A 22011-nucleotide genomic window follows, 5' to 3' on the forward strand; every position below is an offset into this window, starting at 1 on the left:
CCCCGACCAGCCCCTGTTCCCCGGCCACAGCAGCGACGACCCCGCCGGCATCGGCGCGACCGCGCACTGAGCCCTGATCTCAGGAGACACCCCCGTGCCCTACGTCATCGGCTCCGAGTGCATCGACACCACGGACATGTCCTGCGTCGAGGAGTGCCCGGTCGACTGCATCTACGAGGGCGACCGCAAGCTCTACATCAACCCCAAGGAGTGCATCGACTGCGGCGCCTGCGAGCCGGTGTGCCCGGTGGAGGCGATCGCCCAGGACCGGCGGGTGAGCGAGGACAACGAGCCGCACATCGACGACAACCGGCGCTTCTTCGTCGAGGTCCTCCCCGGCCGGGACGCCCCGCTGGGCAGCCCGGGCGGCGCCTCCAAGGTGGGCAAGATCGGCGTGGACACCGAGCTGGTCGCCGAGCACGGCTGACCGATGCGCGTCGTCCTCACGCTCAGCAGCGACCAGCCCGCCGTCGCCGCCGAGGCCCGGGCCGCCGAGGAGGCCGGCTACGACGGCGTGGCCACCGGCGAGCACCTGTTCTTCCACGGCCCCGTCGCCAACGGCTTCGTCGTCCTCGCCGCGGCCGCCGGGGCGACCACCCGCATCCGGCTGCTCAGCTCGCTGACCGTCGTGCCGCTGTACCCGGCGGCGCTGGCGGCGAAGCTGGCGACCACGCTGGACCAGGTCAGCGGCGGCCGCTTCGACATGGGCGTCGGTGTCGGCGGCGAGCACCCGCCGGAGTTCGTCGCCGCCGGCGCCGACGTCGCCGAGCGCGGCGCCCGGGCCGACGAGGCGCTGGAGCTGTTCCGCGCGCTGTGGCAGGGCGGGCCGGTCGACTTCGCCGGCCGGTTCACCCGGGTGCCGGGCCTGGCCCTGGACCCGGAGCCGGTGCAGCCGGGCGGGCCGCCGATCTGGCTCGGGGGCCGCCGGCCGGCGGCGATCCGCCGGGCCGGCCGGTTCGGCGACGTCTGGATGCCGTACATGTACACGCCCGAGCAGGTGGCCCGCAGCCTCGGGGAGGTGCGCGCGGCGGCCGAGGCCGCCGGCCGGGACCCGGCGTCGGTCCGGGGCGCGGTCTTCTGCTGGGGCGGCGTGGGGGAGGACGCCGCCCGGTCGCGCCGGCAGGTCGTCGACACGGTCAGCACCGTCTACCAGCAGGACTTCGACCCGCTGGCCGACCGCTACCTGCTGCACGGGGACCCCGACCGGGTCGCCGCCCGGGCGCGGGAGTACGCCGACGCGGGTGCGGAGACCCTGGTCTTCTCCCCCGTCGGCGAGGGCGCCGAGCGGCGGCAGATCGTCGACCTGTTCACCGCGCAGGTGCTCCGCCGCCTGCGCTGACGCCGGCCGGCGATCACCCGGCGCGCCGCCCGTCCCACTGGTACCGTGCGGTTCCGGTCGAAGCTCCGGCCGCGCGCACACCGGTGCGCACCTCTCGGCCGCCCGGAGCTCTCGCCCGGGCTCGGACACCGCGACGAGGTGCTCCGTGCTGGCTCGTTCCCCCGGGTCGTCCCCCGACCCGCTCCCCCGCCCCCTGCTCGTGTCGGTCGACCTCCGGGCCGGCCGCGTCTCCGTCACCGGCGAGCTGGACCGCGGCTCCGCCCACCACCTGCTCGACGCCCTGGCCGCGCTGTCGCTGACCGGCCTCCCGGCGTGGACGGTCGACGGCGCCGGCATCACCTTCTGCGACGCCACGGGCCTGCGGGCGCTGGCCCGGGCCCGGGTGCTGGCCGCCGGCCGCGGCCGGACGCTGGGGGTGGTCGGTCTCCGGCCGTTCCTCGCCGCACTCGTCGAGCTGGCGGGGCTCGGCTCGCTGCTGCCCGGGGAGCCCGTCCGCGGTGGGCGGACACCGTCCTGGCGCTGCGGCACGACGTCGTAGCGGGCCTCCCCCGTCGGGGTGGCGGGCGGGCGCGCGGGAGGTCCCGCCGCCGCGTCCGGCGGGGATGATGGGCTGGGCGACGGGCGCCGGGGACAGGGTGGGGGCGATGGCCGGACGCGGAACGGGACCGGACTTCGTCGAGGCGCTGGCCCGCGGCCTCGACGTCATCGCCGCCTTCGGCGCCGACCGGCCGGCCATGTCGCTCACCGAGGTGGCCACCGCCGCCGGCCTGGCCCGGCCCACCGCCCGCCGGCTGCTGCTGACGCTGGAGGAGCTGGGCTACGTCCGGACGGCCGACGGCGTCTTCCACCTCACCCCGCGGGTGCTCGAGCTCGGCACGGCCTACGTCGGCGCCCTGGGCCTGTGGGACATCGCCCGCCCGCACCTCGAGGCGCTGGTCGCGCAGACCGGCGAGTCCTCGTCCATGGCCCAGCTCGACGGCTCCGACATCGTCTACGTCGCCCGGGTCGCGGTGCCGCGGATCATCGCGCTGCGGGTGGAGATCGGCACCCGGTTCCCCGCCGTCCGGACCTCGCAGGGCAAGGTGCTGCTGGCCGCCCTCTCCCCCGCCGAACTGGAGGCGGCGCTCGCCCAGCCCAGCCGCGCCGGGCTCCCGGCGTCGCCCCCGCCGGACCCGGAGCAGCTGCGCGAGGAGCTGGTCAAGGTGCGGGCACGGGGCTGGGCGCTGGCCGACGAGGAGCTGGCCCCGGGCATCCGCTCGGTGGCGGTGCCGGTGCGCGACGGGGACGGAACCGTGCGCGCCGCCATGAACGTCACCGTGCACGCCGCCGAGACCTCGACCGAACGGCTCGTCCAGGAGCACCTGCCGCGGCTGCTGCAGACCGCCGGCAACGTCAGCGCGGAGTGGGCGCTGTGGCGGTCCCGGCCGCACGTGGAGACCCGCCAGGCGCCCGCGGCGGACACCGCCAGCGCCTGACCCCCGGCACCGCCGTCGGGCTCAGGGCAGCTCGAGCGCGGCGTGGGTGCCGAACACCCGGCCGTGGTAGGTCAGCGGCTGCCCCTCCGTGGTCTCCGCCGCGACCACCGTGCCGAGCGCGACCACGTGGTCGCCGCCGTCGACGAGGGTGGCGACCTCGCAGGCCAGCCAGCCCGGCGCACCGGGCAGCCGCGGCAGGTCGGAGTCGATCTCCCACCGGACGCCGGAGAACTTCCCGGTGCCGCCCTTGCGGGCGAAGGCCAGCGCGAGGTCCGACTGGTGCGCGCCGAGCACGTTCACCCCGAACCGCTGCGTCTCCCGGACGACGGCGAGCAGGTCCGACCCGCGGTCCAGGCTGACCAGCACCATCGGCGGGGTCATCGACAGCGAGGCGAAGGCGCTGACCGTCGTCCCGTGCGGGAGGCCCCCGGCGGTGCTGGTGACGACCGACACCGGCGTCGGCACCCCGGCCATCACCTCGCGGAAACGTGCCTGCAGCTCCGGGTCGACGGGCGCGTCCTCGTCCACCGGGACGATCGGCTGGGCGGGATGGGTCATCAGGAGGTCCTCCCGGGGTCGTCGGCGGGCGGCGTCCGTGCCGGGCCGTACTCGATGAGCTCGATCATGCCGGGCCGGCTCGGGCCGCCGTCCAGGTAGGCCACCTCGCCGCCGGTCAGGTCAGCTGCGTCGCAGGTAGCGCGAGATGGCCACCGCCGCGACCAGCGCGCCGCCGTAGAACAGCTGCTGGGCGTAGTCCTGCGCGCCGAGCAGCTGCAGGCCGGCGGTGCCCGTGGCCAGGAAGAGCACGGCCACGCCGGTGCCGAGGGCGTTGAACCGGCCCGGCTGGATGGTCGTGGCCCCGAGGAACACCGCCGCATAGGCCGGCAGCAGGAAGGTCTCCACCGAGGTCGGGCCGGCCGAGCCGGTGGTGCCGACGTACAGGATCCCGGCCAGGGAGGCGATCACGCCGGCGAGGGTGAAGGCGCCGAACCGGATGCGGTCGGCGTTGATGCCGCTGAGCACCGCCACCTCGCGCGACTGGCCGACGAACAGGTTCCGCACGCCCAGCGGGGTGTGGTTCATGACGTACCAGATGACGAGCATGACCAGCAGGCAGTAGTAGAACTGCACCGGCACCTGCCCGATCTGGCGCAGGTAGGTCCACATCGACAGGTCGCGGTCGACGCCGACGATCGTCGTCGAGTTGGCGATCCAGAACACCAGGCCACCGAAGAGCGTGCCGGTGCCGAGGGTCATGATGAACGGCTCGGTCTTGAACTTGACCACGAACAGCCCGTTGAACGCCCCGCACAGCGCGCCGACGGCGACCGCGATCAGGCAGGCCAGCGGGAGCGACACCCCCTGCTGGACGTTGAGCACCGCGACGAGGATCGCCGCGAGCCCGCCGATGCTGCCCAGCGACAGGTCGAGGTCACCGGACCGGGTGGGCAGCAGCGCGGCCAGCGCCAGCATGAACAGGATCGACTGCGATCCCAGGATGTTGGCGATGTTCCCCATCGAGAGGAACGTGTCGGGGGCGAGGGCGGCGAAGACGACGAAGAGCACGAGCCACGCGATGGGCAGCGCGGCCTTCTCCCCCCACCGGCCGCGGACCGAGCCACTGCCCTGGGCGACGCTCGGCGGCGGCTGCTGGTCCTTGGTGTCGACGGCGTCCGTCGCGCTCATGGCCTCACCTGTTCAACGGTCGGGAGGATGGTGGACTCGCTGGTGCTGGCCCCGTAGACCCCGGAGGTGATCGACTCCGGGGTGATGTCCTCGAGCGGGATCTCGGCGGCGGCCGCCCCGCCGCTGACCACGACGACGCGGTCGCAGACGGCCGCGAGCTCGTCGAAGTCGCTGGAGACCCACACCACCGCCATCCCGGTCTCGGTGGCGCGCTTGATGACGCGGTAGATCTCCGCGCGGGCGGCGATGTCGACGCCCTGCGTCGGCTCGTGCAGCAGCAGGACCGCCGGCTCGATCTCCAGCCACTTGCCGACGACGACCTTCTGGGCGTTGCCGCCGCTCAGGGTGCCGACGGGCAGGTCGGTGCGGCGCGGCCGGACGTCGAGCGCCTCGGCCCGCTGGTCGGCGGCGTTCCGCAGCCGGCGGTTGCGCAGCCGCCCGCCCGAGGCGAAGCGGCGGACCACCAGCAGCATCATGTTCTCCGCGACCGAGACGGCCGGGGCGATGGCGTCGCGGCGGCGGTCGGCGGGGATGAGCGCGAACCCCATGCCCACGGCGGTGGCTGGCTGCTGCTTGTGCGCGGGGACGGTCCGGCCGCCGAGGGTCAGCTCTCCGCCGGTGGCCTGCCGGGCGCCGAAGAGCAGGTAGGGCACCTCCTCCGCGCCGGAGCCGAGCAGCCCGGCCAGGCCGACGACCTCGCCGGGGGCGACGTGCAGGTCCAGGCCGCGCACCTGGCCGCCGCGCAGTCCGGTGACGTGCAGCCCGACGTCCGGGGACCGGTCGAAGGTGCGCGGTGGCGCGGTGGCCGCCTGGGTGGTCCCGTGCACGTGGCCGTGGCCGAAGGCGTCGAGCTTGGCGATGGCCGGGCCGACGATCATCTCGACGATCTCGGCGTCGCTGACGTCGCTCATCCGGGCGACGGCGGCCAGCTTGCCGTCGCGGAGCACGGTGACCCGGTCGGCGATCTCGCGGACGGCGGGGAGGTCGTGGGAGATGAAGACGACGCTGGCGCCCGAGGCGACGATCGTGCGGATCAGGTCGAAGAGGAACTGAACCTCCTCCTCGGGGAGGAAGACGGTCGGCTCGTCGAGCACGAGCACTGACGACGAGGCCCCGGTGCGTTCCCGGTACTGCTTGAGCTCCTCGGCCGCGCGGGCGATGGCGACCAGCGCCTGCTCGACCGGTGGCAGGTGGTTGACCACCGCCAGCGGGTCGACGTTCACGCCGTAGCTGCGCAGCATCGCCCGGGCCTTGCGCGCCTCCGTCCGCCACCGGATGCGCAGCCGGGAGCCGCTGCGCGCGGCGGCCCCGCCGAGCAGGTTCTCCAGCACGGTCAGCGGGCGCGCCAGGCCGAGGTCCTGGTGGACGAAGCTGAGCCCGAGGTCCCGCGAGGCGCCGGCCTCCAGCGGGAGCGGGACCTCCCCGCCGTCGACCAGCATCCGGGCACCCGGCTCCGGGTCGTAGACGCCGGCCATGACCTTCACCAGGGTGGACTTCCCGCAGCCGTTCTCCCCCAGCAGCGCGAGCACCTCGCCCCGCTCGACGGTCATGGAGACGTCCTGCAGCGCCCTGGTCGCGCCGAAGGTCATGGAGACGTCGTGCAGCTCGAGGGCGGTGGTCGTCATCCGGAGGCTCCCCTGGGTCGCCGGCTCAGGCCGCGGGGGCGTCCAGCCAGAGGCCGCGGTACCCCTCGATGTAGGAGTCGCCGAAGCCGTCGTTGGGCCCCTCCACCTCGGCGGCGTTCTCCGGGGTCCAGAGCCGGTAGGGCGAGAATGCCTGGTCCGCCGGGATCGGCTCACCGCCGGCCAGGACGCGGAACAGCTGGTCGGCCCCGGTGTAGGACATCCAGTCGAAGTTCGGGCCCATGTCGGTGCCCATGGGGTTCTCCGGGTCGGTCATCAACTGGACGAAGGTGCGGTCGGCACCGAAGGCGTAGGTCTTGGCGTCCACGTTCGACGACTGGATGGCCGGCAGCACGAACGGCGTCTGCGCGTCGAAGACGGTGAACACCGCGCGGATGTCGGGGTTGGCCACCAGCGCCGAGGACACCGCGCTGGTCAGGTCGGTGGCGTAGTCGGGGATCGGGATGTTGATCGACTCGACGCCGCACTCGTCGCCGCAGAGCTCGGCGAACTGGTCCTTGACCGTCTGCTCCATGCCGACGGACGGCGGGTTCTCGTTCGAGGTGATGACCAGCGCGTCGATCGGCCGCCCCTCGGACTCGATCAGCGCCTGGGCCACGCCGAGCTCCATCGTCCGGTTGAACTGGCCGTTGGTCTGCGCGGCGATGAGGTCCGAGGGCTCCTCGGAGACGTCGGACAGGTGCATGTCGACCACCGCGATCCCGGCCGCCCGGGCGGCCTCCATCTGCGGGGCGAGGGCCGCCGGGTCGATGCCGCAGACCAGCGCGACGCCGTCGTAGCCCTGGTTGATCGCCAGGTTCATGCCCTGGACCCACGCCTGGGGGCCACCGTCGTTCTGGAAGTACGTGCTGTCGGTCATGCCGACGCTCTTGGCGATGTCGACGACGGTGCGGGCCATGCGGTCGCAGCCCTCCAGCTGGCTGCTCACCGGCATCGAGAAGATCTTCTTGCCCGCCAGGCCCGCCACCGAGAACGCCTCGCCCTGGGCCTCGAACTGCGGCTGGGCCATCGCCTCCTCGACCTCGGCGCGGAGCTCGTCGAGGGTCTCCTCCGGGACGACGGCCTCGGCACCGCTGTCGGTGGCGCCCTCGTCGGTGTTCGTGGGCGCGCAGGCCACCGTCGCCAGGGCCAGGACCGCCGCTGCGGCCGGCAGGGCCAGCCGTCGGGAGCGCGTCGAACGGAACACGCGATGAGCCATGGGGTCGTCCTCTTCGTCGGGGTCGCACAGCTGCGGGGATCGCCGCGCACGGGCCGCCGGACGGGCTCGGGCACCGTGGTGGTGGCGGAACAGTGACAGCGGCCACACCCCTTGTCAACCGTCTAGCGGTCAGCTGTCCGTTTCTATCGCGAGGGCAGGTTCTCGCGGCATCGCGCCCGCGCGCGGACGAACCGGAGCACCGCCTGGCGGAGGCAGCGTTGACACCGCGACGTGTCATGCGTCACGGTGCAGCCCGAAGCGGACGACTGTCCGTTCCCGATTGCCGAGGCAGGAGATGCCGTGACCGTTCCCGCTGCTGGACCGACGCCGACGAGGGTGCCGATGGGCTCCGGCGAGATCAGCCTGTTCCGCCAGGGCTCGGGCCGGCCCGTCCTGGTCCTGCACGCGGCCGGCGGGGCGGGGGCCTGGAACCCCTACCTCGAGCAGCTGTCGGAGCACGTCGACGTCATCGCACCCGACCACCCCGGCTTCGGGCTGAGCGACGACCTGCCCGAGGTGGCCACGATGGCCGACCTCGTGCAGCACTACGTCCGGCTGCTCGACGTCCTCGGGCTCGACCGGGTCGACGTCGTCGCCGCCTCCTTCGGCGGGTGGATCGCCGCGGAGCTGGCCAGCACGGTCCCCGACCGCGTCGACCACCTCGTCCTCATGGCCCCCGCCGGGCTGCACATCCCCGACGCCCCGCCGGCCGACCTCTGGCAGATGACGCCGGAGGAGACCGTGCGCGCGCTGTTCTACGACCCCGCCCTCGTCGAGGCCGTGCTGTCGGTGCCACCGACCCCGGAGGCGGCGGCGCAGACGGGTCGGGACATGGAGTCCTTCAGCCGGTTCGCCCGCGAGCCGTTCCTGCACAACCCCGAGCTCCCTGCCCGGCTGTCGAAGATCACCGCCCGCACGCTGGTCATCGCCGCGGAGGTGGACACGATCATCCCGCGCGCGCACAGCGAGGCCTACGCCGCGGCGATCCCCGGCGCGACGCTCCGCACCGCGGAGAAGTGCGCGCACGGGCTGTACCACGAGCGCCCCGACCACCTCGCCGAGCTGGTCGTCGAGTTCCTGACCGGCGCTCCGCAGCCCGCCGACCGCTGAGGCGCCCGCCCCGCCTCGGATCGAACGAGAGGGCCGGACCGGGAACCCCCGGTCCGGCCCTCTCGCCGTTCCTCCCCCGTGCGGGGGCTCAGCCCTTCGGCACCAGGTTCATGTAGGCCCAGGTGTGGTCCGCGGCCAGGCCGGCGAGGTACCGGCCGCAGCCCTCGACCACGTGCGGGGCCGACGTGACGTGCTGGGTGCCGGCGTGCATGTCGCGGAAGTACTGCTGGATCGCGCCGGTGCGCAGCGCGGCGGTGCCCGCGGCCTTGTACACCTCGACGCTGATGGCCTCGGCGGTCCAGGTGGCGTTGTACAGCGCCAGCCGCAGCCGGGTGCGCTGGTCGACGTCGAGCTCGCCGCCGTTCTCCAGCGTCTCGGTGGCCTCGCGCCACACGTCGTACACGAAGGCCCGGGCGGCGTGGTACTTCGCCTCGAGCTCGCCATAGGTGGCGTGGAACCGGTTGCTCTCGGCCATCGAGCCGGCCCGGCCGGCCTTGGCCCGCACCTGCTCGGCCAGGTCGTCGAGCATCCGGCGGGCGACGCCCAGCGCCCAGCCCGAGTGGCCGATCAGCGCGAAGTGCATGATGCCGAGCCTGAAGATCCAGCCCCCGCGGCGCCCCTCCTCGACCGGGCCGAGGTGGGTGAACGTCTCGGGCACGAACACGTCGCGGATCTTGTAGTCGATGCTGCCGGTCGCCTTGAGGCCCATGACGTCCCAGGTCTCGAGGAGCTCGGCCTTGCCGACGGGCAGCACGAAGATCCGCGGCTCACCGGTCTCCTCGATGATGCCGAGGGTGTGGATCCACTGGGCGTGCTTGATGCCGGAGGCGAAGCTCCAGTCGCCGCTCAGCTTGTAGCCGTCGCCGTCGGTCACCGCGGTGCCGGGGCGGGTGCCCTGGCCGGCCACCACGGGCAGCCGCTCGCCGGAGAACATCTCCTTGACGGCCTCGTCCTGCAGGTAGGCGCCGCCGGTGCCGATGGCCAGCGAGGCGGCCATGTGCACCCACGCGGTCGACGGGTCGGCCGCGGCGAGGGCCTGCACGATCTCCAGCGAGGAGATCGGGTCGCACTCGGCACCGCCGAGCTCGCGGGGTGTCCACATCCCGTAGAGGCGGGCCTCGTGCAGGGCGTCGTCGACGGCGTCGACCAGCCGACCGGCCTCCTCGTTGGCGGCCGCGTTCTCCCGGACCAGCGGCTGGAGCGCGCGGGCGGCAGCGACCAGGTCGGCCGGCTGGACGCCGGCGGATCCGAGGGCCGCGTCGGGGGCGGTCGTCGTCATGGGGGCTCCTGTTCTGCTGAGCGAGGCTCGTGCGGGTGGGGATCGAGGCATGCAGTGTCCGTATACCGGACAACCATCCGCAGCCAGTCTCGGCGGCCGCCGCTGGGTGTGTCAAGAGACACATGTCCCGTGCGGAACCGCGGGCCGCGGCCGCGCCCTCCGGAACTTGACAGCAACCGGAGCGGGACCCACCGTACGACCGATCGACAGGCGGACACGCGCGCGGGAAGAGGACGACGATGACGGTCGGATCGGCGGCTCCGGTCGTGTCCCTCGCGTACGGCAGGGGGGCGGTCGAGGTCCCCCTGCACGAGGGCGCGCTGGTCGTCACCCCGCACGACGACCCGGCCCTGCCCGACCCCGCGGCCGCCCTGCGCCGGGCCCTGCGCAGCCCGCTCGGTGCTCCGCCGCTGGCCGCCCTGGTGCGCGACGGCATGACGATCGCCGTCTCGGTCTGCGACGGCACCCGCGCCCAGCCGCGCGAGCCGATGCTGCGGGCGCTGCTCGAGGAGATCGACGGTGCCGCGCGCGGCTGCGAGGTGGTCGTGCTGGTGGCCACCGGCACCCACCGCGGCAACACCCCCGACGAGCTGCGGGCGATGCTCGGCGAGGAGGTCGTGAGCCGGTGCGAGGTGGTCAACCACGACGCCCGCGACCGCTCCACGCTGACCTCGCTGGGCACGGTCGGCGACGGGGTCCCGCTGGAGCTCGACTCCCGGTGGCTGGCCGCCGACCTGCGGATCACCACCGGCTTCGTCGAGCCGCACTTCTTCGCCGGGTTCAGCGGCGGGCCCAAGATGGTGGCCCCGGGGCTGGCCGGCCTGGACACCGTGATGGTGCTGCACGACGCCGCCCGCATCGGCAGCCCGAGGGCCACCTGGGGCGTCGTGGAGGACAACCCGGTGCACCGGGACATCCGGGCCTGCGCGGCGGCCGCTCCGCCCGATCTCGCCCTGGACGTGCTGCTGGACCGGGGCAAGCGGATCACCCACGTGGTCTGCGGCGAGCTGTTCGCCATGCACGCGCGCGCCTGCGAGCTGGCCCGCGCCGCCGCGATGCGCGCCGTCCCCCACCCGATGGACGTCGTCGTCACCACCAACTCCGGCTTCCCCCTGGACCAGAACCTCTACCAGGCGGTGAAGGGCATGGCCGCGGCCGAGCGGGTGGTGCGGCCGGGCGGGACGGTGGTCGTCGCCGCCGAGTGCGCCGACGGGCTGCCCGCGCACGGCTCGTTCGCCGAGGTGCTCGGGGCGGCGCCGGACCCGGCCGGGCTGCTGGAGCTGATCGGCAGCCCCGGGTTCAGCGTCCCCGACCAGTGGCAGGTGCAGGTGCTGGCGCGGGTCCTCGCCACGGCCGAGGTGCAGCTGTACTGCACCGGCCTGCCGCCGGAGGAGGTGCGGGCGGCGCACCTGGTCCCGGTGGACGACCTGGCCGGGGCGATCGACGACGCCGTCCGCCGGCACGGCCCGGACGCCCGGGTCTGCTACCTGCCCGAAGGGCCGCAGACCATCCCCTACCTCGCCGGCTGACCGGCCCCTGACCCGAGGAGGCCCGGACATGGCCGGCCCGCGGATCGTGCTCGCCCCCGACAAGTTCAAGGGCTCGCTGAGCGCCCCCGAGGTGGCCGCGGCGCTGGCCCGCGGGCTGCGGCGGAGCCTGCCCGCCGCCGAGCTGGTCGAGACCCCGATCGCCGACGGCGGCGAGGGCACCGTGGACCTGGTCCTGGCACACGGGTTCACGCCGCGGACCCAGGAGGTGCCCGGCCCGCTCGGCGCCCCCGTGCGGGCCCGCTACGCCGTGCGGGGCGACACCGCGGTGCTCGAGATGTCGGCCGCCGCCGGCCTGGCGCTGCTGCCGGCGCCCGGGCCGACCGAGGAGACCGCGCTGCGCGCCTCGACGCTCGGCGCCGGCCGCCTGGTCGCCGACGCGCTGGACGCCGGCGCCCGGCGGATCGTGCTCGGCGTCGGGGGCAGCGCCACGACCGACGGCGGCGCCGGAGCCCTGGTCGGCCTGGGCGCCCGGGTGCTGACCGGGGACGGCGACGACGTGCCGCCCGGCGGCGCCGCGCTGGCCGCGGCGGCCCGGCTGGACCTCACCGGCCTGGATCCGCGGCTGGCCGGGGCCGAGCTGGTCATCGCCTGCGACGTCGACAACCCGCTGACCGGTCCCGACGGCGCCGCGGCGGTCTACGGCCCGCAGAAGGGCGCCACCCCGGTCGCCGTCGCCCGGCTGGACGCCGCCCTCGCCCGCTGGGCCGACGTGGTCGCCGCGGCGACCGGCGTCGACCGGCGGGACGAGCCGGGCGCCGGAGCCGCGGGCGGCATCGCCTTCGGGCTGTCCAGCGTGCTCGGCGCGCGGCTCACCCCCGGCGTGCGGCTGCTGCTGGACCTCACCGGCTTCGCGGACACGGTCCGCGGCGCCGCCCTGGTGGTCGTGGGCGAGGGGTCGCTGGACGGCCAGAGCCTGCGCGGCAAGGGCCCGGTCGGGCTGGCCGCGCTGGCCGGCGAGGCAGGGACGCCGGTGGTCGCCGTCGCCGGGCGCAGCCTGATCAGCCCGGCGCAGGCGCGCGCGGCCGGCCTGTCCGCGGTCCACACGCTCACCGAGCTCGAACCCGACGAGGCCCGGTGCATGACCGAGGCCGCCGCCCTGCTCGAGACCGTCGGACGGCGGATCGGCGAGGAGCTCGCCCTCAGCCCCCCGCGGCGACCCGGTCGACGGTGACGTCGACCCGCCCGAACGCGCGGATCAGGTTGTTCAGCGCGCGCTCGGAGTCCTGCAGGTGGAAGCGGGCCACCCGCGGCGCCAGGGCCTGCAGCAGGGACTCCGACTCCATGCGCGCCAGGCCGGCGCCGGCGCAGCCGTGCTCGCCCATGCCGAAGCCGAGCTGGTGGACGGCGTTGCTGCGGGTGACGTCGAACTCGTCGGGCCGCTCGAACCGGCGCTCGTCGCGGTTGGCCGCGGCGTAGACGACCAGCACGCGGGAGCCCTCGGGGACGTCCACGTCGCCGATGCGGGTGTCCGTGCTGGTGATCCGGCCGAAGGCGCGGATCGGCGACTCGAGGCGGACGACCTCGTTGACCGCGTTCGGGATGAGCTTCGGGTCGTCGCGGACCAGGTCCCACTGGTCGGGGTGCTGCGCGAACAGCCAGATGGCGCTGCCGACGGCGCTGATCGTGGTGTCCAGCGACGGCGCCAGGTAGTCGAGCATGAGCATCATCGCCTGCTCGGTGGAGATGTCGCCCTCGTCCACCGACTCGAGGACGCCGGCGCCCAGGCTGCCCGGCGAGACGTTGCGGGTGCGGACGATCTCGGCGCCGAAGGCGGCCATCTCGCCGCACTGCGGGAGCGCCCGCTGGGCCCGCTCGTTGAGCGGCCCGAACGAGTCGAAGTTGGCACCGGCCCACCGGAGCAGGTGCTCGCGACCCTCCTGCGGCCACCCGATGAAGTCGGGCACGACCGACAGTGGGAGGGCGCGGGCCAGGTCGGCGACCGCGTCGAACGAGCCCTTCTCGACCAGGCCCGCGACGAGCTGCTCGGCCTTCTCGGTGACGACGTCCTTCATCGGGCGCAGCGCGCGCGGGGTGAGCCGGTTGGCCACCACCTGCCGCAGGTGGGCGTGCAGCTCGCCGTCGCTGGCCAGGGTGCAGCCGAGGATCGCCTGGTTGGCCGGCTCGTTGAGCGCGATGCCGTTGGCCGAGCGGAAGGTGTCGGCGTCCATGAGCACCGCCTTCGCCTCGTCGTACCGGGCGACGGCGTACGCGCCGTGCTGGGACAGCCAGACCGCCGGGCCCAGCTCGCGCAGCGCGCGGTAGTCCTCGTACGGCTCGAGCAGCGCCTCGTCCGCGTAGATGTCCCCGTCGTAGGTGGGGGCGGACGTCGGGGCGGTCGTCGTCATGTCCGAGAAGGTCCTTCCAGCGCGCGGCGCCGCACGGCGGCGTTCGTGGACAGTTGTCCGCGTCGCGGACACCGGGACGATGCACGAGCGCCGCGCGGTGTGTCAAGGCACACACCCGCCCCGCGGAGCACCCGCCGGAGGGCGTCGCCCGCCGTCAGTCCACCGGCGCTCCGGGGACGAGGACGACGCGTCGTCCGGCGCCCTCGGCGGTGAGCGTCCAGCCGCGGGTCACCTCGGCCAGCGGCAGCACGAGGTGGTCGAGGCCGACCTCGCCGCGCTCGGCGTGCCCGAGGACGGCGGTCAGCGCCTGCGCCCGCTGCTCGGGGGTGAGCGCGTTGTTCGTGTACCCGAGCACCTCGGCGCTGCGGCCGCGCAGCACCGAGGACGAGAACCGCGCCTCGTCACCGGAGGCCCCGCCGAGGTTGACCAGCCGGCCGAACGGGGCCAGCACCCGCGAGGCCGCCGTCGCCGCGGTTCCGAAGACGGGGTCCACGACCACGTCGACGGCACCGCCGGCGGCCGCACCCAGCCGGGAGGTGAGGTCGTCGACGTCGCCGGACAGCGGCACCACCTCGTCCGCGCCGGCCCGCCGGGCCCGGTCCTCCGACGCGCCCGGACGGCAGACGGCGACCACCCGGCCGGCGCCGAGCAGCTTCGCCGCCCCGACGGCGACCTGGCCGACCGCACCCCCGGCGCCGAGCACGAGCACCCGCTCCCCCGCCTGCAGCCGACCGCGCCAGGTCAGCGCCATCCACGCCGCGACGGCGGACAGCCCGAGGGCGGCCGCGAGCTCGTCGGGCACCTCGGCGGCGATCGGCACGACGTCGCGGTCCGGCACGGCGCACCGCTCGCCCAGGCTGCCGTCGCCGGGCGCCATCCCGGCCTGCGTGGCGAACCAGACCCGGCTGCCGGGCGGGTGCACCCCGGAGCGCTCGACCACCCCCACGCCCTGCACCCCCGGCACGTACGGCGTCGCGGGGCGGCCGAAGTAGGAGGTGCCCGAGGCGCAGAGCAGGTCGAGCGGCACCACCGGTGCCGCGGTGACCCGCACGAGGGTCTGGCCCTCGGCGGGCTCCGGGGCCGGGTGCGTGCCGAACTCCGGCGGCGCCCCCGGAGAGGTCAGGACGGCGGCCCGCACAGCACTGCTCCCTCTGTCAGGTGGCGATGTCGGGGTAGGGCATCGAGATGTGCTCCATCGCCCTGCCGTAGGCCTTCTGGTACTCCAGCGGGCCGTGGTCGCGCTCGAACATCGCGATGAACAGCGTCAGGGTCAGGAACGGGTGGGCGCCCATCTGGAAGAGCGTGACGTGGTCGTGCTCGCGCAGCGCCGACCGCTCCTCCTCGCTGAACGCCAGCCAGGTGGACTTCTCCGCGTCGATGCAGTTGAGGATCGTGTTGGCCATCTCGGCCTCCCACCACTCCACCGTGCCGGCCGGGTCCTGCCGGTAGCGCTCGACCAGCTCCGGGTCGCGGTCGACGGTGTAGAGGAACTTGTCGAGCAGGTACTTGCTCATGCCGGGACTCCGTTCGGGTACCAGGTGAAGTAGGCCTCCATCGTGTGGAAGAGGTCGAGGGTGTCGACGTGGTCGGCCTTCGCGCCCTCGCCGGCCACGCCCATCATCAGCATGAAGTCCATGAACCCGTGGGTGGCGTTGCCCGGGTGGTGCAGGGACTCCAGCGACACCTCGGCCAGGCAGCCCTCGATGTCGCCGGAGGCGATCCACTCGACGGCCTTGCGGTCGAACTCGGGGTCGGGGCCGTGCTCGCCGAACTGGCGCGGGCCGCCGAGCTCCAGCGACAGGTGGCCGGTGCCGATGATCGCGACCCGCTTGTCGCTCTCCCAGGACTCGACCATCTCCCGGATCGCGCGGCCCAGCTGCACGAACCGCTTCGGTTGCGGCAGCGGCGGGGCGAAGATGTTGGTGTAGACCGGCACGATCGGCAGGTCCGCCTGCGGGCGCAGCGTGATGATCGGGCAGGTGATGCTGTGGTCGATCCGCAGCTCGTTGCTGAACGCCAGGTCGAAGTCGCGGTCCAGCCCGTCGCGCAGGAGGTGCGCGGCCAGCTCCTCCTCGCCCTTCAGCGTCATCCGCGGCAGGCCGAACTCGCGCTCCTCGTTGTAGAAGTTGGCGTCGAAGAACGGCGCCTTGCCGACCAGGAACTGCGGCATGTTGTCCAGCCACAGCTGGTGGAAGTGGTCGCTGCCGACCATCACCAGCACGTCCGGCTCGGCCTTGGTGAGCGTCTCCCGGAACTTCTCGATCTTGGCCACCCACTCGTCGGCGAACGGCGGCCGGTCGGCACCGGTCGACGTGCTGGCCCGGTAGTAGAACGGGTGGTGCGTGGACGCGATGACCGCGGCGACTTCAGCCATGCCGACCTCCGTTGGCGTCGATGTCAGGGGTGTACGGGTCGGGCGCGACGGACCGGTTGTTGAGGTCCACCGACAGGAAGATCTCGTTTCCGACCGGGTTGCGCAGCTCCTCGGCGAGCTGGCCGATCAGGCCGGCGGTGCGGGCCAGCAGCGCGAACCCGCGCAGCAGCTCCAGCGGCAGGCCGAGGTCGGCCAGCGCGGCCCCGCACACCCCGGCCCCGTTGAGCGGCAGCGTCCTGCCCAGCACCTGCGGGTGCACCCGGCCGATCGCGGCGAACAGCGACAGGTGCGGACCGACGAGGCCTTCCTCCGCCGCGATCGCGAACAGCCGCGGCGTGCGCGGGTCGCCCTGCTTGTGCACGTGGTGTCCCAGGCCCGGGACGAACCGCTTCGCCGCCCGCTGCGCGGTCACCGTCTCCAGCGCCAGGGCGTCCCAGCCGGCGTCGTCGGTGGGCAGGTCGCCGTCCACGCCGGTGAGGACGTCGTGCAGGAACCGGCCGCAGTCCTCGGTGACCCCCAGGAACCGCGAGCCCCCGCCGAGCAGCCCGGCGGCCAGCGCGCCCTGCACCGAGTCCGGCGCGGACAGGTAGGTCAGCCGGGTGACGATCGCGGTCGGCGTGAACCCGTGGTCGGCCAGCGCGGCCAGCACCGCCTCGAACACCCGGGTCTCACCCGGCGAGGGCCGGCGCTGCGTCGCCAGCCAGAACGCCAGCTCACCGAAGCCGACCTGCCCCATCACGTCCCGGGCGAGGTCGGTGCCCAGCAGGGTGATGCTCTCCAGGCTGGAGGCGCCGAGCGCGGTGGGGTAGACCGGGCCGTCAGGAGCGGTCACGCGGTGCCCTCCGTCCCGTCGGCGGCCCGGCCGGCCGGCGCCGACAGCCAGGCGCGGATCTCGGCGCCGTGCTCGTCGAGCCCCGGCGGGGGCAGGCGGTAGTCCGCGGGGTTGGCGGAGAAGGTGATCGGGTTGCGCACCGACGGGACGGCGGCCGCACCCTCCCCCACCGTCACGACCGGGTCCAGGCCGACCTCCTCGGCGAAGGCCACCCCCTGGTCGACGGTGTTGATCGGCCCGCACGGGACGCCCGCGGCGATGATGTCGCGGAACCACTCCTGCTTGGTCCGGGTCCGCAGCCGCTCGACCAGCAGGGGACGCAGCTCGTCCCGGTTGGCCGTGCGGTCCTCGTTGCGCACGAAGCGGGGGTCGTCGGCGAGCTCGGGGACGCCGAGCACCTCGACCAGCTTCCGGAACTGCCCACTGTTGCCCGCGGTGATGATCAGGTCGCCGTCGGCACAGGGCAGCGGCTCGTAGGGGAACAGGCTCGGGTGGCTGTTGCCCATCCGGAACGGGACCACCCCGCCGGCCACGTAGGCGCTGGAGTGGTTGACCAGACCGGAGAGCGCGGAGGCCAGCAGGTTGACCTCGACGTGCTGGCCGGTGCCGGTCTCGTGCCGCAGGTTGAGCGCGCTGAGGACGCCGATCATCGCGTGCAGCCCGGCCATCACGTCGAAGACCGAGATCCCGGCGCGGTACGGCTCGCCCTCGGGGTCGCCGGTGAGGCTCATCAGCCCGGAGATGGCCTGGACGATCAGGTCGTAGCCCGGCAGCGCGGCACCCTTCGGGCCGCTGCCGAAGCCGCTGATGGAGGCGTAGACGACGCCCGGGTTGACCTCGGCGACCGACTCGTAGTCCAGCCCGAACCGGGCCAGCCCGCCAGGCTTGAAGTTCTCGACCACGACGTCGGCACGGCGGGCCAGCTCGCGGGCGGCCGCGGCGTCCTCGGGGTCCTTGAGGTCCAGCGCGATCGACCGCTTGTTGCGGTTGATCCCCAGGTAGTAGGTGGAGACGCCGTCGCGGACCGGCGGGGTCCAGCTCCGGGTGTCGTCGCCCGCGGGGCTCTCCACCTTCACCACCTCGGCGCCGAGGTCGGCGAGGAGCATGGTGGCGTAGGGGCCGGCGAGCACCCGCGAGAAGTCAGCGACCAGCAGGCCCGCGAGGGGCCCCCGACCGGGCGTCGCGCCCGGGGGGAGCTGGTGTGCGGTCATCGGTCAAGCCCCTCTCGTAGCTGGCGACCGGCATGCGGACGAGAGTCCGCATACCGCGGCCCCTGAGTCTTGGTGTCCTCCGCCACACTGTCAAGGACACCCCTTTGGCCTGGTCAGCCCGCGCCGCGGTGAACGGGCGTCTTGACAGCGTCGCAGCGACGGCGCGAGGGTGGCTCGTCCGACGTCCTGACCGGTATACGGACGCAGGTCCGCGCACGGTCGCCTGTCTCGAGGAGGAGACGATGACCAGTTCCGACGGCCCCGTTCCGCAGGCCGGGCGCCCCCTGGTGTTCCGCGGCGGCACCGTGCTCACCATGGACGACTCCTGCACGGTCCTGACCGGCGCCGACGTCCTGATCGTCGACGACCGGATCGCCGAGATCGGCAGTGGCCTGGAGGTGCCCGAGGGCACGCAGGAGATCGACGCCTCCGGCGGCATCGTGATGCCGGGGATGATCGACACGCACCGGCACATGTGGCAGACGGCGATGCGCGGCTACGGCGCCGACTGGACGCTCACCCAGTACTTCGTCTGGTACTACCTCGAGCACGGCAAGAAGTTCCGCCCCGAGGACATCGCCGCCGGCAACCGGCTGGCCGCCATCGAGTCCCTCGACGCCGGCGTCACCACGACCGTCGACTGGTCGCACAACCTGCACACGATCGACCACGGCGAGGCCGCGCTCGACGCGCTCCGCTCGGTCCCCGGCCGGTTCGTCCTCGCCTACGGCAACATCCAGCAGGGCCCGTGGGAGTGGACCGCCGACCCCGCCGTCCGCGCCCTGCTCGAGCGGCTCCGCGACGCCGGCGACGACCGGATGGGCGTGCAGATCGCCTTCGACGTCACCGGCGACCCGGCCTTCCCGGAGAAGGCGGCGTTCGAGGTCGCGCGTGACCTCGGCATCCCCGTGACCACGCACGCCGGCGTGTGGGGCGCCACCAACGACGACGGCATCCGGCTGATGCACGAGCACGGGTTCATGACGCCGGAGACCGTCTACGTGCACGCCTCGACGCTCACCCGGGACAGCTACCAGCGGATCGCCGCCACCGGAGGGTCGATCTCCGTGGCGACGGAGTCCGAGTGCAGCGCCGGTCAGGGGCACGCCCCCACCGAGCAGGTCCTGCAGTACGGCATCCCGGTGTCGCTGTCGGTGGACACCAGCGTGTGGTGGAGCGGTGACATGTTCTCCGCCATGCGCTCGACGCTGAACGCCGACCGCATGTCGGAGCACCTCACCGCCCACCTGAAGGGCGACACGATCACGCAGCTCCGACTGCGCGCCCAGCACGTGGTCGAGTGGGCGACGAAGGGCGGGGCGCACGCCATCGGCCGCGACGACCTCGGCAGCCTCGAGCCGGGCAAGAAGGCCGACGTCGTGCTGATCAAGAACGACGACTCCCCGGTGTCGTTCCCCCTGCTCAACCCGCTCGGGCACGTCGCGTTCCAGGCGCAGCGCGGCGATGTGCACACGGTGCTCGTCGGCGGCCGGGTCGTGAAGCACGCCCACCGGCTGGTCGGCATCGACCTGGCGCCGGTGCGGCGGGAGATCGAGTCGACCGTCGAGTACCTGCGCTCGGAGCTGGGCGAGGAGACCTGGCAGCAGGGCATGTTCCCGGAGATGCCGGACGCCGAGGCCGAGATCCTGGCGAACCCGTACCAGTACACCGACTACGAGGACGAGTCCAAGCGCGCCGGCGGCGAGGAGCGCGTCCTCGGCCGTTGAGCTCCACCGCGGGGAGGGCCGGCACCCGGCCCTCCCCGCGGCGCACCGTCGTCCGGTCGCGCAGGCCGGCACCGCAGGTGAGGGGGACGTCATGGCAGGGCGAGGCACGGGACCGGACTTCGTCGAGGCGCTGGCACGCGGGCTGGACGTGCTGGCCTGCTTCGACGCCGACCACCGGAACATGACGCTGTCGGAGGTGGCCGCGGCCGCGGGGCTGGCCCGCCCGACCGCCCGCCGGCTGCTGCTCACGCTGGAGGAGCTCGGCTTCGTGCGCTCGGCCGGCAACGCCTTCCAGCTGACGCCGCGGGTGCTCACGCTCGGCATGGCCTACGTCGGCGCGCTCGGGCTGTGGGACATCGCCCGGCCGCACATGGAGGCGCTGGTGGCCAGCACCGGCGAGTCGTCGTCCATGACCCAGCTGGACGGGTCCGACGTCGTGTACGTCGCCCGGGTGTCGGTGCCCAAGCTGATCGCGCTCCGCGTGGAGATCGGCACCCGGTTCCCCGCGGTGCAGACGTCGCAGGGCAAGGTCCTGCTGGCCGCCCTGTCGCCCGCCGAGCTCGAGGCGACGCTGGCCCAGCCCAGCCGCGCCGGGCTGCCCGCCTACATCGGCCGCACGTCCGAGCAGCTGCACGAGGAGCTCGTCGGGGTGCGCGCCCGCGGCTGGGCGCTGGCCGACGAGGAGCTCGCGCCGGGGGTCCGCTCGGTCGCCGTCCCGGTGCGCGACGCGTCCGGCTCGGTGCGCGCCGCCATGAACGTCACCGTCCACGCGGCGGAGACCTCGACCGAGCACCTGCTCGGCGAGCACCTGCCCAGACTGCTGCGCACCGCCGGTGACGTCAGCGCCGAGTGGGCGATCTGGCAGTCGCGCCCGCACCGCGACGTCGCGCGTCCGGCCGAGGACGGCACCGCCTCGGCCTGACCCCTACGGTCGCAGGGAGAGCACCCGCCCGACCGTCAGGAGCCCGCCGTGACCGACCACGACCTGTCCGCACCCTCGGCCCACGCCCGCGACCTCCACGACCGCATGGTCGCCTTCATGCGCGAGGAGGTGCTGCCGGCCGAGGCCGACTACCTGGCGCACCGCCGGGCGACCGGGCCCGACGGCCACGAGGTCCCGCCGGTGGTCGAGGAGCTCAAGCGCCGGGCGCGGGAGCGCGGGCTGTGGAACCTGTTCCTCCCGGCGGAGTCGGGGCTGACCCAGCTGGAGTACGCGCCGATCGCCGAGCTGTCCGGGTGGAGCCTGGACCTCGCCCCCGAGGCGATCAACTGTGCCGCCCCGGACACCGGCAACATGGAGCTGCTGCACCTGCTCGGCACCGAGGAGCAGAAGAAGCAGTGGCTGGAACCGCTGCTGGCCGGGGAGATCCGGTCGGCGTTCGCCATGACCGAGCCCGACGTCGCCAGCAGCGACGCGACCAACATCGGCACCCGCGTGGAGCGGGACGGCGACGAGTACGTGATCACCGGGCGCAAGTGGTGGACCAGCGGCGCCATGGACCCCCGCTGCGCGCTGTTCATCCTCATGGGCAAGACCGACCCCTCCGCCCCGGCGCACCGGCAGCAGACGATGGTGATCGTCCCGCGGGACACCCCGGGGGTGACGGTGGTCCGCGACTACCCGGTGCTCGGCCACCACGACCAGCACGGGCACGCGCAGGTGCGGTTCGAGGGTGCGCGGGTGCCGGTCGCGAACGTCGTCGGCGAGGAGGGCGGGGGGTTCGCCGCCGCCCAGGCCCGGCTGGGCCCCGGCCGCATCCACCACTGCATGCGCGCGCTGGGCGCCGCCGAGCGCGCCCTGGCGCTGCTGGTCCGGCGGGCGCAGCAGCGCGAGGCCTTCGGCGGACCGCTGGCCGACCAGGGCGTCGTGCAGCAGCAGATCGCCGAGTCCCGGCTGGAGATCGAGCAGGCCCGGCTGCTGTGCCACCGCGCCTGCCAGGTCATCGACACCCAGGGCAACAAGGCCGCGAAGGACCTCGTCGCGATGGCGAAGGTCGCCGTTCCGCGGGCGGCCACCCGGGTCATCGACCGGGCCATCCAGGTGCACGGCGGGGCCGGCATGACCGACGTGACGCCGCTGGCGGCCATGTACGCCTGGCACCGGGCGATGCGGCTGTTCGACGGGCCGGACGAGGTGCACCTCCGCTCCGTGGCCCGCACGGAGCTCAGGCGCGAGCCGGTGCTGCCGCCCGGCGACGTGGTCGTGGACTGAGGCCAGCGGGCCGCGCTCTACGATCCCGCT

General features: G+C 74.0%; 21 protein-coding genes. 10 read left to right on the forward strand and 11 right to left on the reverse strand.

Annotated elements, in window-relative coordinates; all coding sequences use genetic code 11:
- Window positions 1–94 precede the first annotated feature (94 nt).
- The 4 genes from fdxA to MY526_RS19420 all read left to right on the forward strand — a co-directional run bounded on the left by fdxA (window position 95) and on the right by MY526_RS19420 (window position 2814).
- A complete protein-coding gene (gene fdxA, locus MY526_RS19405; protein ID WP_436694282.1) occupies window positions 95–427 on the forward strand; it encodes a ferredoxin in 333 nt (110 codons plus the stop codon).
- A 3-nt stretch (window positions 428–430) separates the two neighbouring features.
- Window positions 431–1339 (forward strand): LLM class flavin-dependent oxidoreductase, encoded by a 909-nt coding sequence (locus MY526_RS19410; protein ID WP_436704859.1) that lies wholly within the window; start codon window positions 431–433, stop codon window positions 1337–1339.
- A 145-nt stretch (window positions 1340–1484) separates the two neighbouring features.
- Entirely contained in the window at window positions 1485–1877 is a 393-nt protein-coding gene (locus tag MY526_RS19415; RefSeq protein WP_436694284.1) for an STAS domain-containing protein, read from the forward strand.
- A 106-nt stretch (window positions 1878–1983) separates the two neighbouring features.
- Entirely contained in the window at window positions 1984–2814 is an 831-nt protein-coding gene (locus MY526_RS19420; RefSeq protein ID WP_436694285.1) for an IclR family transcriptional regulator domain-containing protein, read from the forward strand.
- Window positions 2815–2835: 21 nt separating this feature from the next.
- Here the strand turns inward: MY526_RS19420 and MY526_RS19425 are convergent, their stop codons facing one another.
- From MY526_RS19425 to MY526_RS19440, 4 genes are all read right to left on the reverse strand, one after another.
- Window positions 2836–3372, reverse strand: coding sequence for a flavin reductase family protein (locus MY526_RS19425; protein WP_436694286.1), 537 nt, complete (start codon window positions 3370–3372; stop codon window positions 2836–2838).
- Window positions 3373–3492: 120 nt separating this feature from the next.
- On the reverse strand, window positions 3493–4500 hold the full coding sequence (locus MY526_RS19430; protein WP_436694287.1) for an ABC transporter permease: 1008 nt from the start codon (window positions 4498–4500) through the stop codon (window positions 3493–3495).
- Entirely contained in the window at window positions 4497–6125 is a 1629-nt protein-coding gene (locus MY526_RS19435) for a sugar ABC transporter ATP-binding protein (protein ID WP_436704860.1), read from the reverse strand. The genes MY526_RS19430 and MY526_RS19435 overlap by 4 nt, the downstream gene beginning before the upstream one ends.
- Window positions 6126–6150: 25 nt before the next feature.
- Window positions 6151–7341 carry a sugar ABC transporter substrate-binding protein gene (locus MY526_RS19440; protein ID WP_436694289.1) on the reverse strand — a complete coding sequence of 397 codons (1191 nt, stop codon included), beginning with the start codon at window positions 7339–7341 and terminating at the stop codon, window positions 6151–6153.
- Between the two features lie 300 nt (window positions 7342–7641).
- Here MY526_RS19440 and MY526_RS19445 point away from each other — a divergent pair, with 300 nt between their 5' ends.
- Window positions 7642–8451 carry an alpha/beta fold hydrolase gene (locus tag MY526_RS19445; RefSeq protein ID WP_436694290.1) on the forward strand — a complete coding sequence of 270 codons (810 nt, stop codon included), beginning with the start codon at window positions 7642–7644 and terminating at the stop codon, window positions 8449–8451.
- Between the two features lie 88 nt (window positions 8452–8539).
- On the opposite strand, the gene MY526_RS19450 is transcribed toward MY526_RS19445, so the two are convergent.
- On the reverse strand, window positions 8540–9730 hold the full coding sequence (locus MY526_RS19450) for an acyl-CoA dehydrogenase family protein (protein ID WP_436694291.1): 1191 nt from the start codon (window positions 9728–9730) through the stop codon (window positions 8540–8542).
- A gap of 239 nt (window positions 9731–9969) precedes the next feature.
- Here MY526_RS19450 and larA point away from each other — a divergent pair, with 239 nt between their 5' ends.
- Window positions 9970–11259, forward strand: coding sequence for a nickel-dependent lactate racemase (larA, locus tag MY526_RS19455; protein WP_436694292.1), 1290 nt, complete (start codon window positions 9970–9972; stop codon window positions 11257–11259).
- A gap of 28 nt (window positions 11260–11287) precedes the next feature.
- A complete protein-coding gene (locus MY526_RS19460) occupies window positions 11288–12451 on the forward strand; it encodes a glycerate kinase (protein ID WP_436694293.1) in 1164 nt (387 codons plus the stop codon).
- Here MY526_RS19460 and MY526_RS19465 read toward each other — a convergent pair.
- The 6 genes from MY526_RS19465 to MY526_RS19490 all read right to left on the reverse strand — a co-directional run bounded on the left by MY526_RS19465 (window position 12420) and on the right by MY526_RS19490 (window position 18042).
- Complete coding sequence (locus MY526_RS19465) at window positions 12420–13625, reverse strand: cytochrome P450 (RefSeq protein WP_436694294.1); 1206 nt, start codon at window positions 13623–13625, stop codon at window positions 12420–12422. The two genes, MY526_RS19460 and MY526_RS19465, sit on opposite strands and share 32 nt — an antisense overlap.
- A 154-nt stretch (window positions 13626–13779) precedes the next feature.
- On the reverse strand, window positions 13780–14763 hold the full coding sequence (locus MY526_RS19470) for a quinone oxidoreductase family protein (RefSeq protein ID WP_436704861.1): 984 nt from the start codon (window positions 14761–14763) through the stop codon (window positions 13780–13782).
- 16 nt (window positions 14764–14779) lie between these two features.
- Window positions 14780–15139, reverse strand: coding sequence for a hypothetical protein (locus MY526_RS19475; RefSeq protein ID WP_436704862.1), 360 nt, complete (start codon window positions 15137–15139; stop codon window positions 14780–14782).
- Window positions 15136–15999, reverse strand: coding sequence for an extradiol ring-cleavage dioxygenase (locus tag MY526_RS19480; protein ID WP_436694297.1), 864 nt, complete (start codon window positions 15997–15999; stop codon window positions 15136–15138). Before MY526_RS19480 ends, MY526_RS19475 begins: the two co-directional genes overlap by 4 nt.
- Entirely contained in the window at window positions 15992–16831 is an 840-nt protein-coding gene (locus MY526_RS19485; RefSeq protein ID WP_436704863.1) for a citryl-CoA lyase, read from the reverse strand. Before MY526_RS19485 ends, MY526_RS19480 begins: the two co-directional genes overlap by 8 nt.
- Window positions 16828–18042, reverse strand: a complete 1215-nt coding sequence (locus MY526_RS19490) for a CaiB/BaiF CoA transferase family protein (RefSeq protein ID WP_436694299.1) — start codon at window positions 18040–18042, stop codon at window positions 16828–16830. The genes MY526_RS19485 and MY526_RS19490 overlap by 4 nt, the downstream gene beginning before the upstream one ends.
- 242 nt (window positions 18043–18284) lie before the next feature.
- Between MY526_RS19490 and MY526_RS19495 the strand changes: the two genes are divergently transcribed.
- The 3 genes from MY526_RS19495 to MY526_RS19505 all read left to right on the forward strand — a co-directional run bounded on the left by MY526_RS19495 (window position 18285) and on the right by MY526_RS19505 (window position 21981).
- Complete coding sequence (locus MY526_RS19495; protein ID WP_436694300.1) at window positions 18285–19769, forward strand: amidohydrolase family protein; 1485 nt, start codon at window positions 18285–18287, stop codon at window positions 19767–19769.
- A 91-nt stretch (window positions 19770–19860) separates the two neighbouring features.
- On the forward strand, window positions 19861–20691 hold the full coding sequence (locus tag MY526_RS19500; RefSeq protein ID WP_436694301.1) for an IclR family transcriptional regulator domain-containing protein: 831 nt from the start codon (window positions 19861–19863) through the stop codon (window positions 20689–20691).
- A gap of 48 nt (window positions 20692–20739) precedes the next feature.
- Window positions 20740–21981 carry an acyl-CoA dehydrogenase family protein gene (locus tag MY526_RS19505; protein ID WP_436694302.1) on the forward strand — a complete coding sequence of 414 codons (1242 nt, stop codon included), beginning with the start codon at window positions 20740–20742 and terminating at the stop codon, window positions 21979–21981.
- Window positions 21982–22011 lie beyond the last annotated feature (30 nt).

It is taken from the genome of Geodermatophilus sp. CPCC 205761 (assembly GCF_051383655.1).
Taxonomy (GTDB): domain Bacteria; phylum Actinomycetota; class Actinomycetes; order Mycobacteriales; family Geodermatophilaceae; genus Geodermatophilus.

Bases quoted from the DNA above. Each gene is read 5' to 3' on its own strand.
- MY526_RS19475 (WP_436704862.1), bottom strand. From the start codon at position 15,139: ATGAGCAAGTACCTGCTCGACAAGTTCCTCTACACCGTCGACCGCGAC.
- MY526_RS19450 (WP_436694291.1), bottom strand. From the start codon at position 9,730: ATGACGACGACCGCCCCCGACGCGGCCCTCGGATCCGCCGGCGTCCAG.
- MY526_RS19480 (WP_436694297.1), bottom strand. From the start codon at position 15,999: ATGGCTGAAGTCGCCGCGGTCATCGCGTCCACGCACCACCCGTTCTAC.
- MY526_RS19435 (WP_436704860.1), bottom strand. From the start codon at position 6,125: ATGACGACCACCGCCCTCGAGCTGCACGACGTCTCCATGACCTTCGGC.
- MY526_RS19490 (WP_436694299.1), bottom strand. From the start codon at position 18,042: ATGACCGCACACCAGCTCCCCCCGGGCGCGACGCCCGGTCGGGGGCCC.
- MY526_RS19465 (WP_436694294.1), bottom strand. From the start codon at position 13,625: ATGACGACGACCGCCCCGACGTCCGCCCCCACCTACGACGGGGACATC.
- MY526_RS19410 (WP_436704859.1), top strand. From the start codon at position 431: ATGCGCGTCGTCCTCACGCTCAGCAGCGACCAGCCCGCCGTCGCCGCC.
- MY526_RS19425 (WP_436694286.1), bottom strand. From the start codon at position 3,372: ATGACCCATCCCGCCCAGCCGATCGTCCCGGTGGACGAGGACGCGCCC.
- larA (WP_436694292.1), top strand. From the start codon at position 9,970: ATGACGGTCGGATCGGCGGCTCCGGTCGTGTCCCTCGCGTACGGCAGG.
- MY526_RS19495 (WP_436694300.1), top strand. From the start codon at position 18,285: ATGACCAGTTCCGACGGCCCCGTTCCGCAGGCCGGGCGCCCCCTGGTG.
- MY526_RS19430 (WP_436694287.1), bottom strand. From the start codon at position 4,500: ATGAGCGCGACGGACGCCGTCGACACCAAGGACCAGCAGCCGCCGCCG.
- MY526_RS19420 (WP_436694285.1), top strand. From the start codon at position 1,984: ATGGCCGGACGCGGAACGGGACCGGACTTCGTCGAGGCGCTGGCCCGC.
- MY526_RS19460 (WP_436694293.1), top strand. From the start codon at position 11,288: ATGGCCGGCCCGCGGATCGTGCTCGCCCCCGACAAGTTCAAGGGCTCG.
- MY526_RS19440 (WP_436694289.1), bottom strand. From the start codon at position 7,341: ATGGCTCATCGCGTGTTCCGTTCGACGCGCTCCCGACGGCTGGCCCTG.
- MY526_RS19500 (WP_436694301.1), top strand. From the start codon at position 19,861: ATGGCAGGGCGAGGCACGGGACCGGACTTCGTCGAGGCGCTGGCACGC.